This is a genomic window from Segatella copri (assembly GCF_026015465.1).
In the GTDB taxonomy this organism is placed as follows: domain Bacteria; phylum Bacteroidota; class Bacteroidia; order Bacteroidales; family Bacteroidaceae; genus Prevotella; species Prevotella copri_E.
The window spans coordinates 217,458-235,996 of record NZ_JAPDUQ010000002.1 but is presented as its reverse complement, the minus strand read 5'-3'; the positions used below and the strand labels follow the sequence as shown (position 1 = coordinate 235,996).

Here is an 18,539-nt window from a genome sequence, read left to right as displayed (position 1 = left end):
TTTACTATAAACTATCAACTAAAGAAGCTCTCCCTTCAGCGCCGTCTTATCGTGATTAAAATCACCCAGGCGAACCTTGATAAGTTGGTTGTCGTATTCTTCCTTGGCGAGAGCCGGCGAAAGTTCTACGCGGATATAGTTCTTGGTGAATCCATGCATTGCCTTGCCTCTTGGCGCCTTTTCGAAGAGAACCTCAGCCTCAGTACCGATGTATTGGGCATAGAATTCCTGCGTCTTCTGATCACTCAACTCCAACAGTCGCTTGGAGCGCTTCTTCTTCTCCTTCTCGTCAACCACATACGGAATCTTCAAGGCAGCCGTGCCCGGACGCTCAGAATAAGGGAAGACGTGAAGCTGGGTAACAGGCAGACTCTTCAGGAACTCATAGCATTCTTCAAAACACTCCGGAGTTTCGCCGCGACAGCCCACCATCACATCGACACCGATAAACGCATCAGGCATTTTCTCCTTGATAAGGTTCACCTTGTGGGCGAAGAGCGCCTTGTCGTAACGACGGTGCATCAGCTTGAGCACCTCATCGCTTCCGCTCTGCAGAGGAATATGGAAATGAGGCATAAAAGCACGGCTCTGGGCACAATACTCTATGAGATCATCATCACAGAGATCAGGCTCCAGACTCGAGATGCGGTAACGCTTGATTCCTTCTACCTGATCCATCGCCTTGACAAGGTCGATGAATCGCTCGTGGGTAGTCTGACCGAAATCACCGATATTCACACCGGTAATGACGATTTCCTTACCGCCTTCAGCAGCCGCCTGCTCACATTGAGCCACAAGCGACTGGATGCTCGGGTTGCGCGAATTGCCTCGGGCAAATGGAATGGTACAATAGGTGCAATAATAATTGCAGCCGTCCTGTACCTTCAGAAAATAACGGGTACGGTTGCCACGCGAGCAAGAAGGCTGGAAGGTCTTGATTTCCTTCGTCTTCACGCTATAATGCTGATGAAGAGCCGCAGCATCGACGTTCTGAGAACTTTCCGTATCGACGTTCTGAGGAGTTACCGCATCGCCGTTCTGAGGGGCCTGAGCAGTCAATCCGTTTTCCTGGGCAAATTTCTGCGCCCATGCATCGCTGAGATATTGAATCAAGTGCGCCTTCTCGTTAGCACCCAACACGAGGTCTACACCCTCTATCTTGCTGACATTCTCAGATTCGAGCTGCGCATAACAGCCCGTCACGATAACGAATGCACCCGGATTGTTTCTCACCATCCGGTGGATAGCCTGACGGCATTTATGATCGGCAACTTCTGTTACCGAGCAGGTGTTAATCAGACAAATATCAGCTTTCTCCCCCTTTTTAGCAGTAATGACGCCCATGTCTTCGAGCATTTTGCCAAAAGTGGAAGTTTCAGAGAAGTTGAGTTTGCAGCCTAGCGTATAGTAAGCTGCCTTTTTACCTTGGAAGGCACTTGAATCTATCATAAATTATCTTTTCTAAAATTCTAAAAGGTAACCTAAAAAAAAAATGAAACATAGTCTCTATAAAACGAAAAAGCCGCTAGACCGAAGTCCAGCGGTTGTTTCTCTCATTTTTTCGTTCGCAAGTAATTTCAAATTACTTAGCAGAATCAGCAGCAGCTGTATCAGCAGCAGCAGTGTCAGCAACAGTTGTATCTACCTGAGCTGTGTCAGAATCAGCAGAAGCTGTGTTCTGAGCTGTTTTGTTACCACATGATGCGAAAGAGATAGCTGCGATAGCTACGAACATAAAAACTAATTTCTTCATTTTCTTTGCTTTTTTAAAATCTGTAAAACAATCATTTGTTCTTTTGAACGATGCAAAGGTAAGCATTTTTTTGATACGTTGTTCTTTTTTTTGCGATTTTTTTTTAGGTGATTTTGTAACAAAATTACAAATCGCTAAAAATCAGCCACTTACAAAATGCTAACAAAGGTTAAAGTTTTTAATGTGCTCGGGAACAGCCTAATTTTAACACTTTTCGGTGTTTTTAGCGTAACAAGGGTGCGCGCCAACACCTCTTCAGAGCAGCACTATATACATATAATAAGGTACGCGCGAGAGGGAAAGAACAGAAACTTTTTCTGCATGAGAAAGAAGATTTTCTGCATGAGAGAGAAGATTTTCCCAAGAAATCGTCCCCAAAAACTTTGATTGCCGAGAATTTTTCGTAACTTTGCACTCAAAACAAAGAAACAAACAGACAGAAAATGATACAGCTAAAAGAAAATCAGGGCATTCCCCGCAGCATTCTCCTGATGATGGCTATCGTCGCAGGACTCACCGTAGCCAACTGCTACTACAATCAGCCGCTTCTCGAACTCATCCGCCACGACCTGGATATTACCGAGCAGAAAGCTAACCTCATCACCGTCATTACCCAGATAGGTTATGCGCTGGGCTTATTCTTCCTCATCCCCTTGGGCGACATGCTTTCGCGCAAGAAACTCATCCTTGTCAATATGACCATTGCTGCATTGATGGCTATCGTGATGGCTGCAGCGCAAAACGTATGGATGCTCTGGGGAGCTTCACTGCTGATTGGCGCCTGTTCCGTGATTCCGCAGTTCTTCATTCCGATAGCCGGACAGTTCTCAGAACCCAAGAACAAGAGCAGGAATATGGGCATTGTACTCTCCGGACTGCTGACGGGCATTCTTGCCTCACGAGTAATCAGCGGTTACATCGGCGAATGGCTGGGATGGCGGGAGATGTTTATCATAGCTGCTTTCGTGATGGTATTTTGCATGGGAATCATGCTGCTCATGATGCCTGAAATGAAGCGCAACTATGTTGGAACCTACAGAGGGCTGATGACCACGATAGCAGAAATTTTCTTTTTCCATTCTTCTATCCGCATCTATTCCACCCGTGCAGCCTTCGGGTTCGGCAGTATGATGGCAATATGGTCTTGTCTGGCGTTCCATCTGGCGCAGCCACCTTTCAGCGCAGGAAGTGATATGGTAGGAATGCTCGGACTTTGCGGAATCATGGGAGCCGTTGCTGCCAGTGGTGAGGGAAAACTGATTCCGAGGTTTGGCATTCGAAAATTCAATCTGTTCGGAGCAGGAATGCAGATCATCGCCTGGGCAATAGCCTTGGTTTTCGGCGACACTTACGCCGGACTCATCGCAGCCATCATCCTGGTTGACATCGGTCTGCAATGTCAGCAGCTCAGCAATCAGAGTGGTTGTCTGCAGGAGATTCCGCAGGCAGCCAACCGCGCCAACACCATCTTCATGACCAGCTATTTCATCGGTGGTTCGCTAGGCACTTTCTGTGCCGGTTACGTCTGGACGCAAGCCGACTGGCTCGGTGTCTGCATCGTAGGAATCGCCTTCGCCATGATTTCCCTGCTTATCACGCTAAACTGCAAGAAATAAACATATAAAAAAGAAAAGAGATTATATTCCCGACTTACAGGAACATAATCTCTTTTCTTATTTGATAGAGACTGAAGCCGGCATTTCTGCCGAAATGCTTCAACTACATCTTTTCATCTCCGTACATTTCCGTCCACCAGGAAGCATCGTCCTGCAACCACTTGGCAAACCAGGCAAAGATGGTGTTCTGCCATTTCAGTCGCTTCTCGTAGTCGATGATGTGATGATCCTGACCATCTACCAATACCATCGCCGTAGGACGGCCAAGAAGTTTCAGCGCTGTATAGAGCTGGATACTCTCGCCCACAGGCACATTATTATCAGCCGTGCCGTGAACAAACAGCAGCGGAGTATGAATCTTGTCGGCATTATAGAGTGGACTCTGATCTACAAAGAGATGCTTGTTGGTCCAAGGATATTCGTTCGCCATAGAAACTTCGCTGTAGCTGTAGCCCCAATAGCCCTCACCCCAATAGCTGGTGTGGTCGCTGATGCCTGCATGCGAGATGGCGGCTGCAAAGAGGTCGGTCTTGGTCTGAAGATACTGAGTCATGAATCCGCCGTAGCTTGCGCCGATGCAGCCAATCTTCTTGCGGTTTACGAAAGCATGCTCATCGCAGAAAGCCTGGGTGCTGGAGATGATGTCTTCAGCCACTCCCTCGCCTGCCGTGTCTACATGGCGGGCAGAGAATTTCTGACCGAATCCGGTGGCTCCACTAGGATTTACAACCAGCACTACATAGCCCATCGCTGCATAAACATGATGAGGATAACGGCTCTGGAACATGCGGCTCGTAGGACTGCATCCGCCATAATAGTTCACTATCATCGGATACTTCTTGGCAGCATCAAAATGAGGTGGCAGATAGTAACGGCAGCAAAGGGTGTCGCCTCTTGAATTGACAAAATTCCAAGCCTTGCATTCGCCCAATTCAACATCCTTCAACTCGCGCGCACTCAAATCGTCAACCAATTGCGATTTCAGCGCCTTCGTATTCATCTTATAGAGTCGGTCGGCATTGGATGCACTCTGACCGGAGAAAGCCATTTCTGCTGCAGAAGATGCAAGCGAGAAACTCTTGATGTACTCTTCAGGAGTCTTGAGAAGCGTAAACTTACCCGATTTCGGATTGAGCTGGAAGAGGTGCACGCAGTCTTTATCTTCAGCTGTAAAATAGATGTTTCCATCTACCTTGCTCCATTCCGTGCTCTGCACATTCGGATTGAAATCCTTGGTCAGCGGACGAACCTTCTTGTCCGACAAGGTCATCAGATAGAGCTGGGTGTCGATCATGCTAGGCGTCTGTCCTTCTTCCACATTCTTTCCTATGCCGTTGAAAGCTTCCGGCGAAGCGCTCACGAGAATGCTCTTGCCATCTGGCGAGAACTGGGCGCTGTTCAGAAATTCGCCCTTTTCTATCAGGGTTTCTACCTTTGGCGTTGTGGCTCCAGATGCATTCATACTGCCCAAATCCAGACGGTAGAATGATGTCAGGGTTGTAGGACGCTTGGTGAGTCGCTCCTCCCCCTTGCCTATCAGCAGATAACGCGAATCGGCAGAAATATCCATCAGATAGATGTTGTGGTAACCGAAGGTAAGCGGCTGGAGAATGCCCGAAGCAAGATCATATTTGGCGAGATTGCTGCGCTCGCGCCAACCAGGCTGTCTGTCTTCCGGTTCTTTCACATCATAAACTTGCGGATCCTTTTTTCTGCCTTCAGTAGTGAGCGTATAGATGAGCGTTTTTTCATCGGGTGTAAACTGGAACCAGCCTTCAGGAAGATGGCTTGCCAGCACTTCGCGCTCCATCGTCAGCGGATTGATGGTGATGAGCTGCAATGTGCCATCCTGCTTTTCTTCTCCGGCAATACTGCTGTCGCTCGCCTTCTGCGTGAAATACAGTTTATTGCTTGAAGGCATCCACTTCACGTCTTCCTCAAATGTAGCCATCAGTCTGTTTGTCTGAGCGTTGCGCAATTCACTAATACTATGGTTATTACCTTTTCTATCTACCCATGTTTTCCGAACAACGATAAACTTTCCGTTTGGTGAGATAGAAACACTCGGATAGTTGGGCGCACAAATCACATCATAGATATTATAGGCGCGCTTGGCTGCCGCATCGCCTACAGAAAGCGGAGCGCCGTTGGCTGCGGTTACGGTCAACTTGATAGATTTCTTATCAGAAGATGCATTCTTCCGGGTAAGATATTTGATGACAACCGTATGCTGCGATGGAGTCAGGATGGTTTCAGCCTTATCGCCGTTCACCGCTACCTGTTCGCCGTCAACGAACAGACGGTATTGTTCCAATCCTTCTACCGCGATGGTTGCTTTGGTGCGCTGGGTGTTAGAAACGCAGAAAGAAGCCAGATGGAGCGCATCCTGCTTGTCGGCAAGGAGTTGGGCTGCAGTCACCTCCTTGCCCTTATTTAATAAGGTGAAAGACAGCGGCGAATCGAGCAGCTGCTTAAGGTCGAACGCTTCGCCCTTGATGTTCACACTGTCAGCCATCCAAGGCTGTGCTACGGCATAAGGGCCCGCATATTTCAGCGTTTTCACCTCTATGGTTTCGGCACTGGCAGAGATTGAAGCCATCAGGGCAGCAGCCACCAGTCCGCTTTTTGTTGTTTTCAGAATCAGTTTATTCATAAATATCCTTATTTAGATTTTGGTGCGAAATTACAAATAAAATTCGAGATAAACGAATGTTTGTGTTACAATTTGCTCTTTCTACTGCATTTTTACCATACAAATGTTATCTTTAAGTTAATCGGATGAGCCAGTAGGTTATTGTTGGGTTAACCCCCTCTCCCATTCATTGCTGTTTCTGCAGCAGCTTGCCGACTTCTGCTATGAGCACCATCTGCTCGTTATCAGCGATGAGATTCATGCGGATATGGCGCTCTTCGGCCACAAGCACATCCCGTTTGCTTCGGTTTCAGACAAGGCACGCAATATCAGCATCACCTTCCAGGCTCCTTCCAAAACCTTTAATATTGAAGGAATCGTGAGCAGCTACGCCATTATTCCAAACGAAGATATTCGGAATAAGTTTTATAAATGGTTAAGCGCAAATGAGTTGGATGAACCAACCCTCTTTGCTACCATCGCTACCTTCCGAAAGGGAGAAAAATGGCGCAAGGCGATGAATGCTTTATTCCCCCTCCATCAAATCATGAACCAGTTTGATTTCGTAATATTCAATACCTGCTCCCAAAGCTTCCTTTATTTCGCTAAAATGCTCCAATTCAGGATGAGCCTTCATGAAATCACGGATTTTCTTTTCATGGGCACTTGAAATCAGCGCCCGCAGTCCAATCTTTCCTTCTTTCACATAAGGAGTAAGATGACCAATAATGGTACCTTTGGTATAACCCCGCTTAGCAGCAATCTGATCTACCGTCATTCCCTGCATATAGAAATCATAACTTACCTCCTTCGAAGCGACTTTCGGCACCTTCGGTTCATTCGGTTTCTTCTGTCTCCTTGACATTCTGCCCGAACCGCTATCAGATGAGGCATCTGCATCCAACAGCAAGAACTGCGCCTTCTTTTTCAGATAATCTGTTACTGTGAATTCTGCACTACATTCATACTTCAAAAGCCGTTCTTTTAATTTTACATCCTCTGAGAAAACAGAGAAGCGGTCTTCAAACTGTTTCCTAGCTACCTTGTTGTCTGTATCAAGATTCGACTTTCTGATTAAATCACTCAGAATGCCGATTTTGTCAAGAAAATACATAGCTCCCTTATGAATACGGTCTTGCAACTCAGCCTGTCTTACATCAGGATTTCGGGCAAGCATACCCGTATACTGCACACGGAATTTATCCGATACGGCTATCAGACTCTTCAACACCACCTGCAGCTTCTGATACTCGCTTACCACACGCGGATATTTACCATTAAAGAACTCAACCAGGCAGCGCATCAGATGCTCATAGCTGGCTCTGATAGAATAGAAATCGAAGAGTTCACTGATGCAATAAATGATATACTGCAGCTCCAGACTGCTGATTTGCTCCTGAGTAGGCGCAGTAAGCTGGCTGGTGAATGCATCCACTGTCTGACTGCAGATAATGGCTCCGCGAGAAAGCGGTTCGCTGAGCACCATACCCTCTAAAGTCTTGCAGCGGCTCAGCGCCACATAGGTCTGACCATGGGTAAAAGAATGAGAAGCATCGATGATGGCATGTTCGAAAGTAAGTCCCTGACTCTTGTGGATAGTTATCGCCCACGCCAAACGCAGAGGATACTGCATGAATTTTCCTTCCACCGTCTCCTCTATCTCCTTGGTTTTCTCGTTCAGCGTATATTTCGCATTGGTCCACTCCATTTTCTCCAGGTCAAACTCCTCGCCCGAATCCTTACTGCGAACGGTAATCTTGCTGCCGTCTTCATCGGTCCTAACCCCTATCACCTCGCCTATCATACCATTATAAAAACGGTGCTGCGGGTCGTTCTTGATGAACATCACCTGTGCTCCCGGCTTCAATGTGAGCTTGAAATCGGCCGGATAAGATGTTTCCGGGAAATCGCCCTCTATATCTGCTGTAAAAGAAAATGACTGCGCAGGCAAGGCAGCAAGCTGCTGTTCGTTGATATACTGGGCAGGCGCATTATGGGTGGTAAGCCTGATATAATTACCCTTCTTAGGTGGTACAAAATTTGGAATATAGCGCTGGTTCAGAGCCTGCAGCGTAGCTTCAGAAGCCTTGTTCTCCCTAATCTGGTTGAGCAGCGAGATAAACTGTTCATCCTGCTGCCTGTACACCTTTTTAAGTTCGATGGTGAGATAACCCACCTGCTTCAGAGCGTTGCTGCTGAAGAAGAAAGGAGTATCATAATGCTGCCCTAAAAGATGCTCTTCCTGTGGCGTAACCACGGGTGCCAGCTGCTGCAAATCGCCTATCATCAGGAGCTGCACACCACCGAAAGGCAAATCGTGGCGCTTGCGATACTGGCGAAGCACAGAATCTACAGCATCGAGCAGATCGCTGCGCACCATACTGATTTCGTCGATAACGAGCAGGTCGATACTTCGGATGATATTGCGCTTGAGCTTGCTGAACTGATAGCGTTTCTGTTCGCCGCTGCCAAAGGTCGTGCCCGGCACGTATGGCGAGAAGGGAAGCTGGAAGAACGAATGGATGGTCATTCCTCCGGCGTTGATGGCTGCAATGCCCGTAGGAGCAAGCACAATCATTCGTTTTGGCGACAGTTCTTTCAATCGCTTGAGGAAGGTCGTCTTACCTGTGCCCGCCTTTCCGGTAAGGAAGAGGTTGGCATTTGTCTTTTCTATGATATTCCATGCCAGGATGGATTCTTCGTTCATTTCCATACAGCTTCTTTTTTGTACCAGATTTTATATCAGAACTAGATTTCTTCTTATATTCAGATCTAGATTTCTTCCGTGATTTCGCTCATCTCCTTACGCTTCTTCTCAGCGCGTGGACAGTCTTCGGCAATATGACCTACAGGGATGACGACCACCGCCTCATAGCCCTCACGCGGAAAGAACTGCTGCATCTTCGCCGTATCGTAATTGCAGACCCAGCAGGTACCCAGTCCCTTTTCGGTGGCAGCCAGACAGAGATGCTCTGCCGCTATCGCCACATCAATATCGCCATGCGGTTTCTCATCATATCTGCGCACCCAGTTCTCATTCACGTTTTTCATACCTATAATATATATAGGAGCCGTCTTGAACCATTCACGGTCATAGCAATCCTGCAGTTTCTTCTTCGCCTCTTCTGAGCGCACAATGAGCCAGCGCCAAGGCTGCCTGTTCACTGCTGATGGTGCCAAGCGCACACACTCCATGATATAGTCCAGATCCTCCTGGCTCACCGCCTCCGGAGTAAACTTGCGAGCCGAGAAACGCTCCAGGCTCAATGCCAACATGTTATTCTTATCATTCATATCGTTCAGTTTTATGATGTTTCAATACTAGCTTATGACCACAAAGGTAAGAATAAATCACGAAACGACAAAAAAACTTGAATGAAAAACTATCGTTTTCGGATTATTTTTTGTATTTTTGCACATCAAACCAGGATTTCTGGTGATAACAAGAGGTGTTAATGATAAGATATGATAGGACTGGCAGACTGCAACAACTTCTACTGTTCGTGCGAGCGAGTGTTTCGCCCCGACCTGATAGGAAAGCCCGTGGTTGTATTGAGCAACAACGACGGGTGCGTCATCGCACGCTCTGAAGAAGCTAAGGCATTGGGCTATAAGATGGGCGACCCCTTCTATCAGGTGAAGGAAAAACTGGAGGCTGAAGGAGTGGCTATCTTCTCGAGCAACTATACGCTCTACGGTTCGCTCTCCAACCGCGTGATGTCGATGCTATCCCATTATTCCCCACGCATCGACCAATACTCTATCGATGAGAGTTTCTTCGAGGCAGACGAATCAATGGCGAAAGTTTTCTTTCGGGAGCATACGGAAGACCATCCTACTTTGTTCAATAAAATAACAATAGACGAGCTGTCAGAAAAGCCCGATAGCCTGCTCCATCACTATGGCTCCAAAATATCGGCAGATGTACTTCGGGCTGTTGGAATCCCGATATCCGTAGGCATTGCAGAAACGAAGACATTGGCGAAAATCGGCTCTAAATTCGCCAAGAAATACAAGGGCTTCCAAGGCTGCTGCCTCATCGACACGGATGAACGGAGACACAAGGCGCTGTCTCTCTTCCCCATAGAAGATGTATGGGGAATAGGCAGACAGATAGCCCGAAAGCTCGATTATATGGGCATCAGGACCGCCGCTCAGTTTGCCGACAAGAAAGAAAGTTGGGTCCGCAGCCATTTCAATATCACCACCCTAAGAACATGGAAAGAACTGAATGGCGAAAGCTGCATCAGCATCGAGGAATTGCCGCAGAAGAAGAGCATCTGCACCAGCAGGAGTTTTGCCAACGAGGGCATTACCGACAAAAATGTGATAGAAGAAGCCGTGGCTAATTTCGCTGTACGTTGTACAGAAAAATTAAGGAGACAAGGTAGCGTATGTCAGGGCATCACAGTGTTCGCATGGACTTCCCGTTTTAACGAGTATGTGCCTGAATACACCATCCACGATTCCCTCACCCTGCCCATCGCCACCAATGCGCAGGAAGAAATAGTAGGTGCTGCCCTCAGCATTCTCCGGGCTAAATACCCGAAACCGATGGCAGACAGCAGGCCCGATCGCCCCGACATGTCGTTTCACTTCAAAAAAGCTGGCGTTATCCTGTGGCAAATCTCACCCGACCATCCTCGCCAGCAAGACCTCTTCGACCCCATCGACCGAAGCAAGCAAAAAAAGCTGATGGAGGCTATCGACGCCATCAACCGGAAGAATGGTTATGGCACCATACGCCAGGCCATACAAGGCACAGACTGCCGATTCGACCTGAAACGCGAGTACATGTCGAAACAGTTTACCACGAACATCCATGATATTCTGAAAGTAAAAACTCAATGAGAGGCAGAATAAGCCCATTCTAAAGCAGAATAAGCCCATTCTAAAAATGAGCTCCATAAATAAGAAAAAACAAGATGAATAAGAATAGCGATAACAAGATAAAACTGACATTTCACCCTGCGGAATTCGGAGCCAAGATGCCTATTCCGCTGGCAGAGCAAAGCGTAAAGGCAGGCTTCCCTTCGCCGGCACAAGACTATATGGAGGGAGAGATAGACCTCAACGATATTCTGGTTCGCCATCGTGAGGCCACCTTCTATGTACGTGTTTCGGGCGACAGCATGCAGGATGCAGGCATTCTCGACGGTGACCTAGCCATTGTAGATAGGCAGATTGAACCCTCCAACGGCAACTTCGTCATCGCCTTCGTGGATGGTGAATTCACCATCAAGCAATTCAAGATGGATGAGAGCGGTGCCTTCGGCTGGCTCATCCCATGGAACAAAAACTTCTCCCCAATCCGGGTAGATGAAACCAACCGCTTCATGATTTGGGGCGTGGTTACCTATGTGATTCATCAGATTGCAGAATGATTCTTAAAAATAAAAAACTCGGGATACTTCGAAAAAGGAAACACCCCGAGTTTTTTATATTCTTATTAATTTATATCCTTCTTAATTTATGTCTTACTAATGTCTTTTATGCTTCCTGCTTCTTGTAACCCACAAGTCCATACCAGAGGATGACGAACTCGCAGAAGAGAGGAACGAGCCAGGTGAACTGCCATGAACCGATATAATCAGCAAGCAATCCCTGAAGCACAGGGAAGACTGCACCACCGAAAACACCCATCATAAACACCCCCGAAGCCTTGGAAGTATATTCCTTCAAGCCATCCACAGCCAAGGTGAAGATGCAACTCCACATGACACTATGGAACAATCCCACAGCAGCCATCAACCAGAGATTTTCGGTAAACATGGAAATAGCCATCAATACGATAGCTGCCACGCTAACGGTGATAAGCATAGGGCGAGGTGCCACGTTCTTCAAACCAGCAGAAACCATTCTACCTATCATAAATCCTCCCCAATAGAGTGTGGCAAGAAGGGCTGGAGAAAAATCGTAACCATGTCCCATCAAATCCATCGCATGAAGATTCATATTGTTGCCGATTCCCACCTCGGTTCCCACATAGAAGAAGATGGTAATCACACCATATTTCAAATGGCGGAACGACCAGATACTGCGTTTCTTCGCATTTCCGGAATCATCAGAAGGAGTTGTCTTTCCTTCAGATTCCACATCTTGAGTTTCCTCTCTCGTACCCTCAATGTCAGGAAGATTCGCCTTGGAAGTGCTCCATGTTGTAAAGGCAATGACGAGCATCATCACCAGAAAAGGAACGGTGAGCTGATCGGCAGAAACACGATCCAGGGAAACGCCGGCAAACATCACGCCCGTCACGAAGAAAGGAGCAATGGTAGTACCGAATGAATTCACCGCACAAGTGAAGTTCATGCGCTGCACCGGTTGAGTGCCCGGCAAAGGATAGGCAGCTATGTATGGATTGATAACCACCTGAAGCATTGCCGCAGACGTACCCATCAGATAGGAACCGAAAAGGAAAATAAAATATCCGAATGGTACGAAATCCTGAGAAATATGCACACCTGCCCCACCCCAATATTCAGCAATCAGCGCCGAAGCAAGATAGAAGGCAAGTCCCAGCACCATGACCAGCATCGAACGGATGAGCGTCTTCTTATAGCCCACCTTGTTGAGCAAGCGTCCCGTCTTCGCACTATTGAGCAGATAGCCCAGGAAGAAGGCGAAGGAGATAAGCGTAGCCAGGGAGTTCTTGGTGGTAGTAACCTCCGAGAGGAAGGCTATCTTCAAGGGACCCTGACACTGACCGTTGACGGTAGTGAGGAAGCCTACTATAAAATAGATGAATGTCAGGAGGAGGAATGGTCCCGCACTCCTGAGCGTTATCGATTGTTTCATAAATTACAAGATTTCATCTTCCGATTGTTTCATAAATTACAAGATTTCATCTTCCAAAACCTTCATGGCACCCTTTGCCTTGATGTCTTCCACCATCTTTAGGTAAAGCTCTACAAAATGAGAAGCTGCCTTGAGATCGGTGCTTGTAAAGGCTGAAATGCCAAGGAAATCGAGCGCATCATCGCTGTCGATGGCTTTATGGTCATCAACGGTGAGCCATGGATCTGCCACTTCGAATGCATCACCATTGTCATCTACCTGATACTTCAGATAATGGCGGTAAGCTGCAAAGAGGTAAGCCACACGCTTGAACTCCACATCCTGACGCTTGCCCGAAGCATCATCTGCAATCATCTTCTCCAGGTTCGGCATCACGTAAACAGGGAACTTGCTGGCACCATCGAAGCAGAGACGAGCCACCTGGTCGCTGACCATGCGGTTGCCGAAGCGCTCTACCAGGCACTGCTTGTATGCCTCCAGATCAGTATCCTGTGGAGCTGGCACGTAAGGAGTAATGTCTTCATCCATAAAGGCACGTACAAACTTTCGGATTCTCGCATCGTGCATAGCAGCATCTACCTTACGGTAACCGCCAAGGAAAGAAGGATATGAGAGCAATGTATGAGAAGCATTCAGAAGAGAAAGCTTCATGTTCTCAAAGGCAGTCACATCGTCTGTCATCTGAGCACCCACGGTTTCCCAAGCAGGGCGACCGGCAGCAAAGTTATCCTCTACTACCCACTGGATGAAGTCCTCGCAATAAACAGGAGCCTCATCGCAGGTTCCATTCTGAGCATTCAATCGCTCGATGTCGGCAGGACGGGTAGCAGGAGTAATACGGTCAACCATGGAGTTAGGGAAGGTAACATTCTCCTCCATCCAGGCAGCAAGTTCCTTGTCCTGAGCCCCGACGAAAGTCATGAATGCCTTGCGGGCTGTATTGCCATTGTGCTGCAGATTATCGCAGGAAAGGATGGTGAGAGGGCCATTGCCTGCAGCCTTGCGGCGACGCAATCCCTCGGCAACATATCCAAAGGCAGTAACCGGCTTGGCTGGATTCTGGATATCGTGAGCCACCTGCGCATTGTCGAGCATGAATTCGCCACTCTGACGAGAGATGTTGTATCCACCCTCGGTGATAGTGAGGGTGATGATCTTAATATCCTTAGACGCAATCTTGTTCAGAATCTGCTCCTGCTCCTCGATACCCCAATAGAGTTCAACGAGCGCACCCAACTGATAAACCTGGATGCTGTCGTCGCGTCCACATACGGTAAGGGTGTATTCGCCGTCCTGCTTCTTCAGAGCGTGGTAGAGGCGCTCATCACCTGGGAGAATCATTGCTCCACAGATACCCCAGTTCTGCTGGGTATTGTTCTCGAGGAGCATATTGGTCATAAACTCCAGGTGAGCACGATGGAAGTTACCTACTCCGAAGTGCAGGATACCTGCCTTTACCAAACTGCGGTTATAAGCATAACCTTTCACTACCTGAGTTGCATTTGCTGCGTTTGCATTTACTAAATTTGCCATAATTTTTTATTGTTAGCTGTTATTATTTAATTGTTTACTCTTTCCGAAAGCAAGCCACCTGGATGTGTCTCTCCAGCAAGCCTGTCTCTCGTTTTCGATGGCAAAGATAGTTCGTTTTTTCGAGATTAAAAGATATTTTTTTCGAAAAAACCTTGCAAACGTTCCCGCAAACGTTCCCAATTTCTGCAAACGTTTTAAATACTTTCCAGAGATTTCCGGAAGCCACGTAGTTTGACTATTCTCCAGTAGATTCCCTACATTGCATCGTGGTCTTCAGCACCACCTGCCTGTCCTCCATCTCCGGATTGTTGATTTTCTCCATGACCAGTTCTGCCGCCTTTCTGCCCATCTCCTCCAGCGGAGGCTCCATAGTAGTAATCTGCGGAGAAACGATGGTAGATAGTTCCGTGCCCGAAAAACCAGCCACGAAGATCTCTTCCGGTACCCGCTTACCCAAAGCGCGGAGCCTATTCTGCGCACCTATCGCCAAAGTATCAGTAAAGGCAAAGATGGCATCAAATTCCACCTTATCATATATAAGGCGGTCGATGGCATCGGCTCCATCCTTGAAGGTCATTCCCGTTTTCACAATCAGCGAAGGATCAAAAAGATGGAATTTCTCCATCGCCTCACGATAACCCAAGCCTCGCTGATAGGCATTATAAATGTCGTCTGGTCCCTGCAGATAAACGATGCGCTTCCTGCCCAGGCGAATCAGATGCTCCACCATGAAATAAGAATCTACATTATCATCCACCACAACCTGCGGCATCTTCAATCCATACGGAATGCGGTCGTAGAAGACAATTGCCATACCATCTGCCGCCAACTGCTGATACATTTCGATGTTCTTGCGATAGCTGCAGAGGCTCACAATCAGTCCATCCACCATAAACTGCTCCATCATCTTCAGGTTCTCCAGTTCCCGCTCCGGCTTCTCATCGCTCTCGGCAATCATCACCTTCTGGTTCTTCTTGTAGAGCACTTCCTGTATTCCGTTAATCACCTGCGAAGCATAAGGGGTGTGCATCTCCGGTACGATGACACCGATGGTGTTCGTGCGTCCCATCTTCAGGTTCATCGCCACCGGATTGCGCTTGTATCCGAGTCGCTTTGCCTCTTCCACCACCATCTCACGCGTCTCCTTGCGAATATTCTTGTCATCCGTCAACGCTCTGGAAACAGTGGAGACCGAGATGCAGAGCGAACGGGCAATATCCTTGATTGTTACATGTTTCATCATTATGTTTTTATAAGATAAACGTTCGAATATTGAAGTTGTCGATGCAAAAATACAACTTTTCCTTTAAACCGACAACATTTCTCAAAAAAAATGCTAAAAAAAATGCTATCTGAATATTACATTTTACAACTTCATTTTCAAGAATCTAAAATGAGAACGATTGCAACAGTTTTCAATCCCACATTTCTTCTCATCTTCCTTTGCCACATCATCAAAAAGTTGTACCTTTGCAGTCGAATTTTCAGCAAGAACCAGGCATTACGCCTTATAGAGAACAGAATTTTCAGCAAATATATGTAATTAATATGTAAAAAACAGCAGTAGTTATGAGCATTAATATCAAGAGAAATCAGTTGAAAAGAGTTGTGATTGTAGGTGGTGGACTCGGCGGTCTTCGCTTGGCTGAAGACCTGAGCAAGGCAAACCTACAGGTGGTGTTGATCGACAAGAACAACTTCCATCAGTTCCCTCCACTTATCTATCAGATTGCCTCAGCAGGTATCGACCCAAGTTCCATCTCCTTCCCTTTCCGCCAGATTTTCCGCAAGCGCAAGAACTTCTACTTCCGCATGGCAGAAGCGAGAGCCGTATTCCCAGACAAGAAGATTCTGCAGACTTCCATCGGTAAGATTGAGTACGATTACCTGGTGTTCGCAGCAGGAACCACTACCAATTTCTATGGCAATGCCAACATCGAGAAGTGGGCTATTCCGATGAAGACCGTTTCAGAGGCAATGGGATTGCGCAACGCTGTGCTGAGTAATCTGGAGCGTGCACTGACCTGTGCCACAGAAGAGGAGCGACAGGAACTCCTGAACGTGGTCATTGTAGGCGGTGGTGCCACAGGTGTAGAGATTGCCGGAGCCCTCTCAGAAATGAAGCGCTACGTGATTCCTTATGATTATCCTGATATGGACTCATCTCTGATGCACATCTATCTTCTAGAAGCGGGCGACAGACTGCTCGCCGGAATGTCACAGGACTCTTCTAAGAAAGCATACGAATTCCTTACCAGTATGGGTGTGGATGTACAGTTTGGCAAAATGGTAACCGACTACAAGGACCACAAGGTTCTGATGAAGGACGGTCAGGAGATTCCTACCCGCACCTTCCTCTGGGTATCAGGTGTAAAGGCACAGCCTATCACAGGTATCGATGGCGACCATCTGGGCCGTGGTTTCCGAATCGTAGTAGATGAATTCAACCGCATCCCTGGCATTGACGGTCTCTTCGCCATCGGCGACCAGTGTATCCAGACCACAGACCCAGCTTATCCTGGCGGTCATCCACAGTTGGCACAGGTAGCCATTCAGCAGGCAGCACTCCTGGCTAAGAATATCCAGAAGATTGCCGAGGGAGCCACTGATTCCCAACTCAAGCCTTTCCGCTACAAGAACCTGGGTTCTATGGCTACCATCGGAAGACACAAGGCTGTGGTAGAACTAGGCAAGTTTCACAGCCAGGGCTTCTTTGCCTGGGTATTGTGGCTGGTAGTTCACCTCCGCTCTATCCTTGGCGTAAAGAACAAGGTAATGGTATTGCTCAACTGGCTCTGGAAGTACGTAAGCTACAACGATTCTATCCGAATGATTACCTACGCCACCAAGCCTAAGGAAGTGCGCGATCGTTTGAAGCGTGAACAGACCACTCACCTCGGCACCGACTTACTGGAAAATGAAGAAGAGGAAGAGGAAGCTTAAGATAAGGCGATAGATTAAGTTTAAATGCTTAAAATAAAGAGATAGAAAACGGGTGTATCATTCAATAATATAGATGATACACCCGTTTCTTTTACACTGTTTTCAAAAACTGTTTCCTTTTACACTGCTTTCTGAAAACAGCTTCTTTTATGCAGATTCCTGAAGCCGATACCTTTATTAAGTAGATTCCCTTATCACAGTTTCACCTCTCAATGCAATTTCCTCTATCCTTCTATAACCATCGGCAATATGCTCCAGCAGCAGTCGGCAACTTTCCTGCGCCATTTTCTCAATAGGCTGTTCCACTACCGTCAACTGAGGATGAACCAAAGTAGCCAGAGCTGTGCCAGACATGCAGCAAAGCGCCACATCCTCCGGAATGCGCAAGCCACGCTTTTGGATAGCACTCTTGGCTCCCAACACAGCAGTCTCCGTAAAGCCAAAAACCGCATCAAAGGGCACATTCTTCTCCAGGAAACGCTCCATCACCCAACTACCCTCTTCAGCCGACAAGGCTGGCGACAAGACATCTTGCGCCTGATACTCTATATGAAACTTTTCCAGCGCATCCCGATAGCCCCTCAATCGTTCATAGCTGTTTCGGATATAAGCAGGTCCCGGGATATGAATAATATGCTTATACCCCTTGCGCAACAAAGTCTCCACCATGAAAAACGACATGATGTAATCGTCCATGTGCACCTGTGAAGCCTTTACCTTCTCCACCGTTCTATCGAAAAACACAATGGGAATGCCCCTTTCTATCACCTTATTATATAGGTCCACATTATGCTCCTTATCGCATGCACTCATCAGGATGCCATCCACACGCAGCTGCTCCATCATCAGAATGTTCTCTCTCTCCTGCTCAGGATTCTCGTTAGAAATGGCAATCATTACCTTATACCCCTGCTTGCGCAAGATGGCTTGAGCTTCATTGATAAAGGTCATATAGAAAGTGGTGACGATTTCGGGAATGATGATGCCGATGTTATGAGTACTCTGCTGGCGAAAGTTCACAGCCAGTTCGTTGCGATGATAGCCCATCCGCTCGGCAGTTGCCAATATCTTCTGCAAGGTTTCCGCCTTCACATTACCCGTATCTCCCGAAAGAGCACGCGAAACGGTGGACTTGGAAATCCCCAGTTCCCTTGCAATATCCATGATAGTTACATATTTTGCCATATCTCTTTTTCTTTCTTGTTATATGTGCTTGCAAAGATACTTATTTTCTATGAAAGCTACAACAAAAAACAGAGAAATC

The 18,539-nt window shown here is 47.3% G+C and carries 13 protein-coding genes and 1 pseudogene; 5 read left to right on the top strand and 9 right to left on the bottom strand.

Going from position 1 to position 18,539, the window contains the following annotated elements; translation table 11 throughout:
* Positions 1-18 precede the first annotated feature (18 nt).
* Positions 19-1,449, bottom strand: a complete 1,431-nt coding sequence (mtaB, locus tag ONT08_RS07810) for a tRNA (N(6)-L-threonylcarbamoyladenosine(37)-C(2))-methylthiotransferase MtaB (RefSeq protein ID WP_118086138.1) — start codon at positions 1,447-1,449, stop codon at positions 19-21.
* A gap of 133 nt (positions 1,450-1,582) precedes the next feature.
* Positions 1,583-1,753 (bottom strand): PG1828 family lipoprotein, encoded by a 171-nt coding sequence (locus ONT08_RS07805; protein WP_181985933.1) that lies wholly within the window; start codon positions 1,751-1,753, stop codon positions 1,583-1,585.
* Between the two features lie 443 nt (positions 1,754-2,196).
* On the opposite strand from ONT08_RS07805, the gene ONT08_RS07800 reads away from it, so the two are divergent.
* On the top strand, positions 2,197-3,369 hold the full coding sequence (locus tag ONT08_RS07800) for an MFS transporter (protein ID WP_264959652.1): 1,173 nt from the start codon (positions 2,197-2,199) through the stop codon (positions 3,367-3,369).
* A gap of 103 nt (positions 3,370-3,472) precedes the next feature.
* Here ONT08_RS07800 and ONT08_RS07795 read toward each other — a convergent pair whose 3' ends face one another.
* Positions 3,473-6,022, bottom strand: a complete 2,550-nt coding sequence (locus ONT08_RS07795) for a S9 family peptidase (RefSeq protein ID WP_264959651.1) — start codon at positions 6,020-6,022, stop codon at positions 3,473-3,475.
* 130 nt (positions 6,023-6,152) lie between these two features.
* On the opposite strand from ONT08_RS07795, the pseudogene ONT08_RS07790 reads away from it, so the two are divergent.
* Positions 6,153-6,527 (top strand): annotated as a pseudogene (locus ONT08_RS07790) (aminotransferase class I/II-fold pyridoxal phosphate-dependent enzyme); the annotation flags it as partial.
* On the opposite strand, the gene ONT08_RS07785 reads toward ONT08_RS07790, so the two are convergent.
* Both ONT08_RS07785 and ONT08_RS07780 read right to left on the bottom strand, forming a co-directional pair.
* Positions 6,528-8,714: a helix-turn-helix domain-containing protein gene (locus tag ONT08_RS07785; RefSeq protein ID WP_264959650.1), complete on the bottom strand. Its 2,187-nt coding sequence runs from the start codon at positions 8,712-8,714 to the stop codon at positions 6,528-6,530.
* A 59-nt stretch (positions 8,715-8,773) separates the two neighbouring features.
* Entirely contained in the window at positions 8,774-9,295 is a 522-nt protein-coding gene (locus tag ONT08_RS07780) for a nitroreductase family protein (protein WP_264959649.1), read from the bottom strand.
* Between the two features lie 171 nt (positions 9,296-9,466).
* Between ONT08_RS07780 and ONT08_RS07775 the strand changes: the two genes are divergently transcribed.
* Together ONT08_RS07775 and ONT08_RS07770 are read left to right on the top strand one after the other, a co-directional pair.
* Entirely contained in the window at positions 9,467-10,852 is a 1,386-nt protein-coding gene (locus tag ONT08_RS07775) for a Y-family DNA polymerase (RefSeq protein WP_264959648.1), read from the top strand.
* 74 nt (positions 10,853-10,926) lie between these two features.
* Positions 10,927-11,385, top strand: coding sequence for a LexA family protein (locus ONT08_RS07770; RefSeq protein ID WP_182429241.1), 459 nt, complete (start codon positions 10,927-10,929; stop codon positions 11,383-11,385).
* A gap of 106 nt (positions 11,386-11,491) precedes the next feature.
* Here ONT08_RS07770 and ONT08_RS07765 read toward each other — a convergent pair whose 3' ends face one another.
* From ONT08_RS07765 to ONT08_RS07755, 3 genes are all read right to left on the bottom strand, one after another.
* Positions 11,492-12,799 carry an MFS transporter gene (locus tag ONT08_RS07765; protein ID WP_118086141.1) on the bottom strand — a complete coding sequence of 436 codons (1,308 nt, stop codon included), beginning with the start codon at positions 12,797-12,799 and terminating at the stop codon, positions 11,492-11,494.
* A 36-nt stretch (positions 12,800-12,835) separates the two neighbouring features.
* Positions 12,836-14,332, bottom strand: coding sequence for a mannitol dehydrogenase family protein (locus ONT08_RS07760; protein WP_117587333.1), 1,497 nt, complete (start codon positions 14,330-14,332; stop codon positions 12,836-12,838).
* A 235-nt stretch (positions 14,333-14,567) separates the two neighbouring features.
* The gene (locus tag ONT08_RS07755; protein ID WP_117587335.1) at positions 14,568-15,572 is read right to left on the bottom strand and encodes a LacI family DNA-binding transcriptional regulator; all 1,005 of its coding nucleotides are present in this window, start codon (positions 15,570-15,572) and stop codon (positions 14,568-14,570) included.
* A 329-nt stretch (positions 15,573-15,901) separates the two neighbouring features.
* Here ONT08_RS07755 and ONT08_RS07750 point away from each other — a divergent pair, with 329 nt between their 5' ends.
* Entirely contained in the window at positions 15,902-17,275 is a 1,374-nt protein-coding gene (locus ONT08_RS07750; protein ID WP_118086142.1) for an NAD(P)/FAD-dependent oxidoreductase, read from the top strand.
* A 177-nt stretch (positions 17,276-17,452) separates the two neighbouring features.
* On the opposite strand, the gene ONT08_RS07745 is transcribed toward ONT08_RS07750, so the two are convergent.
* Positions 17,453-18,460 (bottom strand): LacI family DNA-binding transcriptional regulator, encoded by a 1,008-nt coding sequence (locus tag ONT08_RS07745; RefSeq protein WP_118085987.1) that lies wholly within the window; start codon positions 18,458-18,460, stop codon positions 17,453-17,455.
* Between the last annotated feature and the right edge of the window lie 79 nt (positions 18,461-18,539).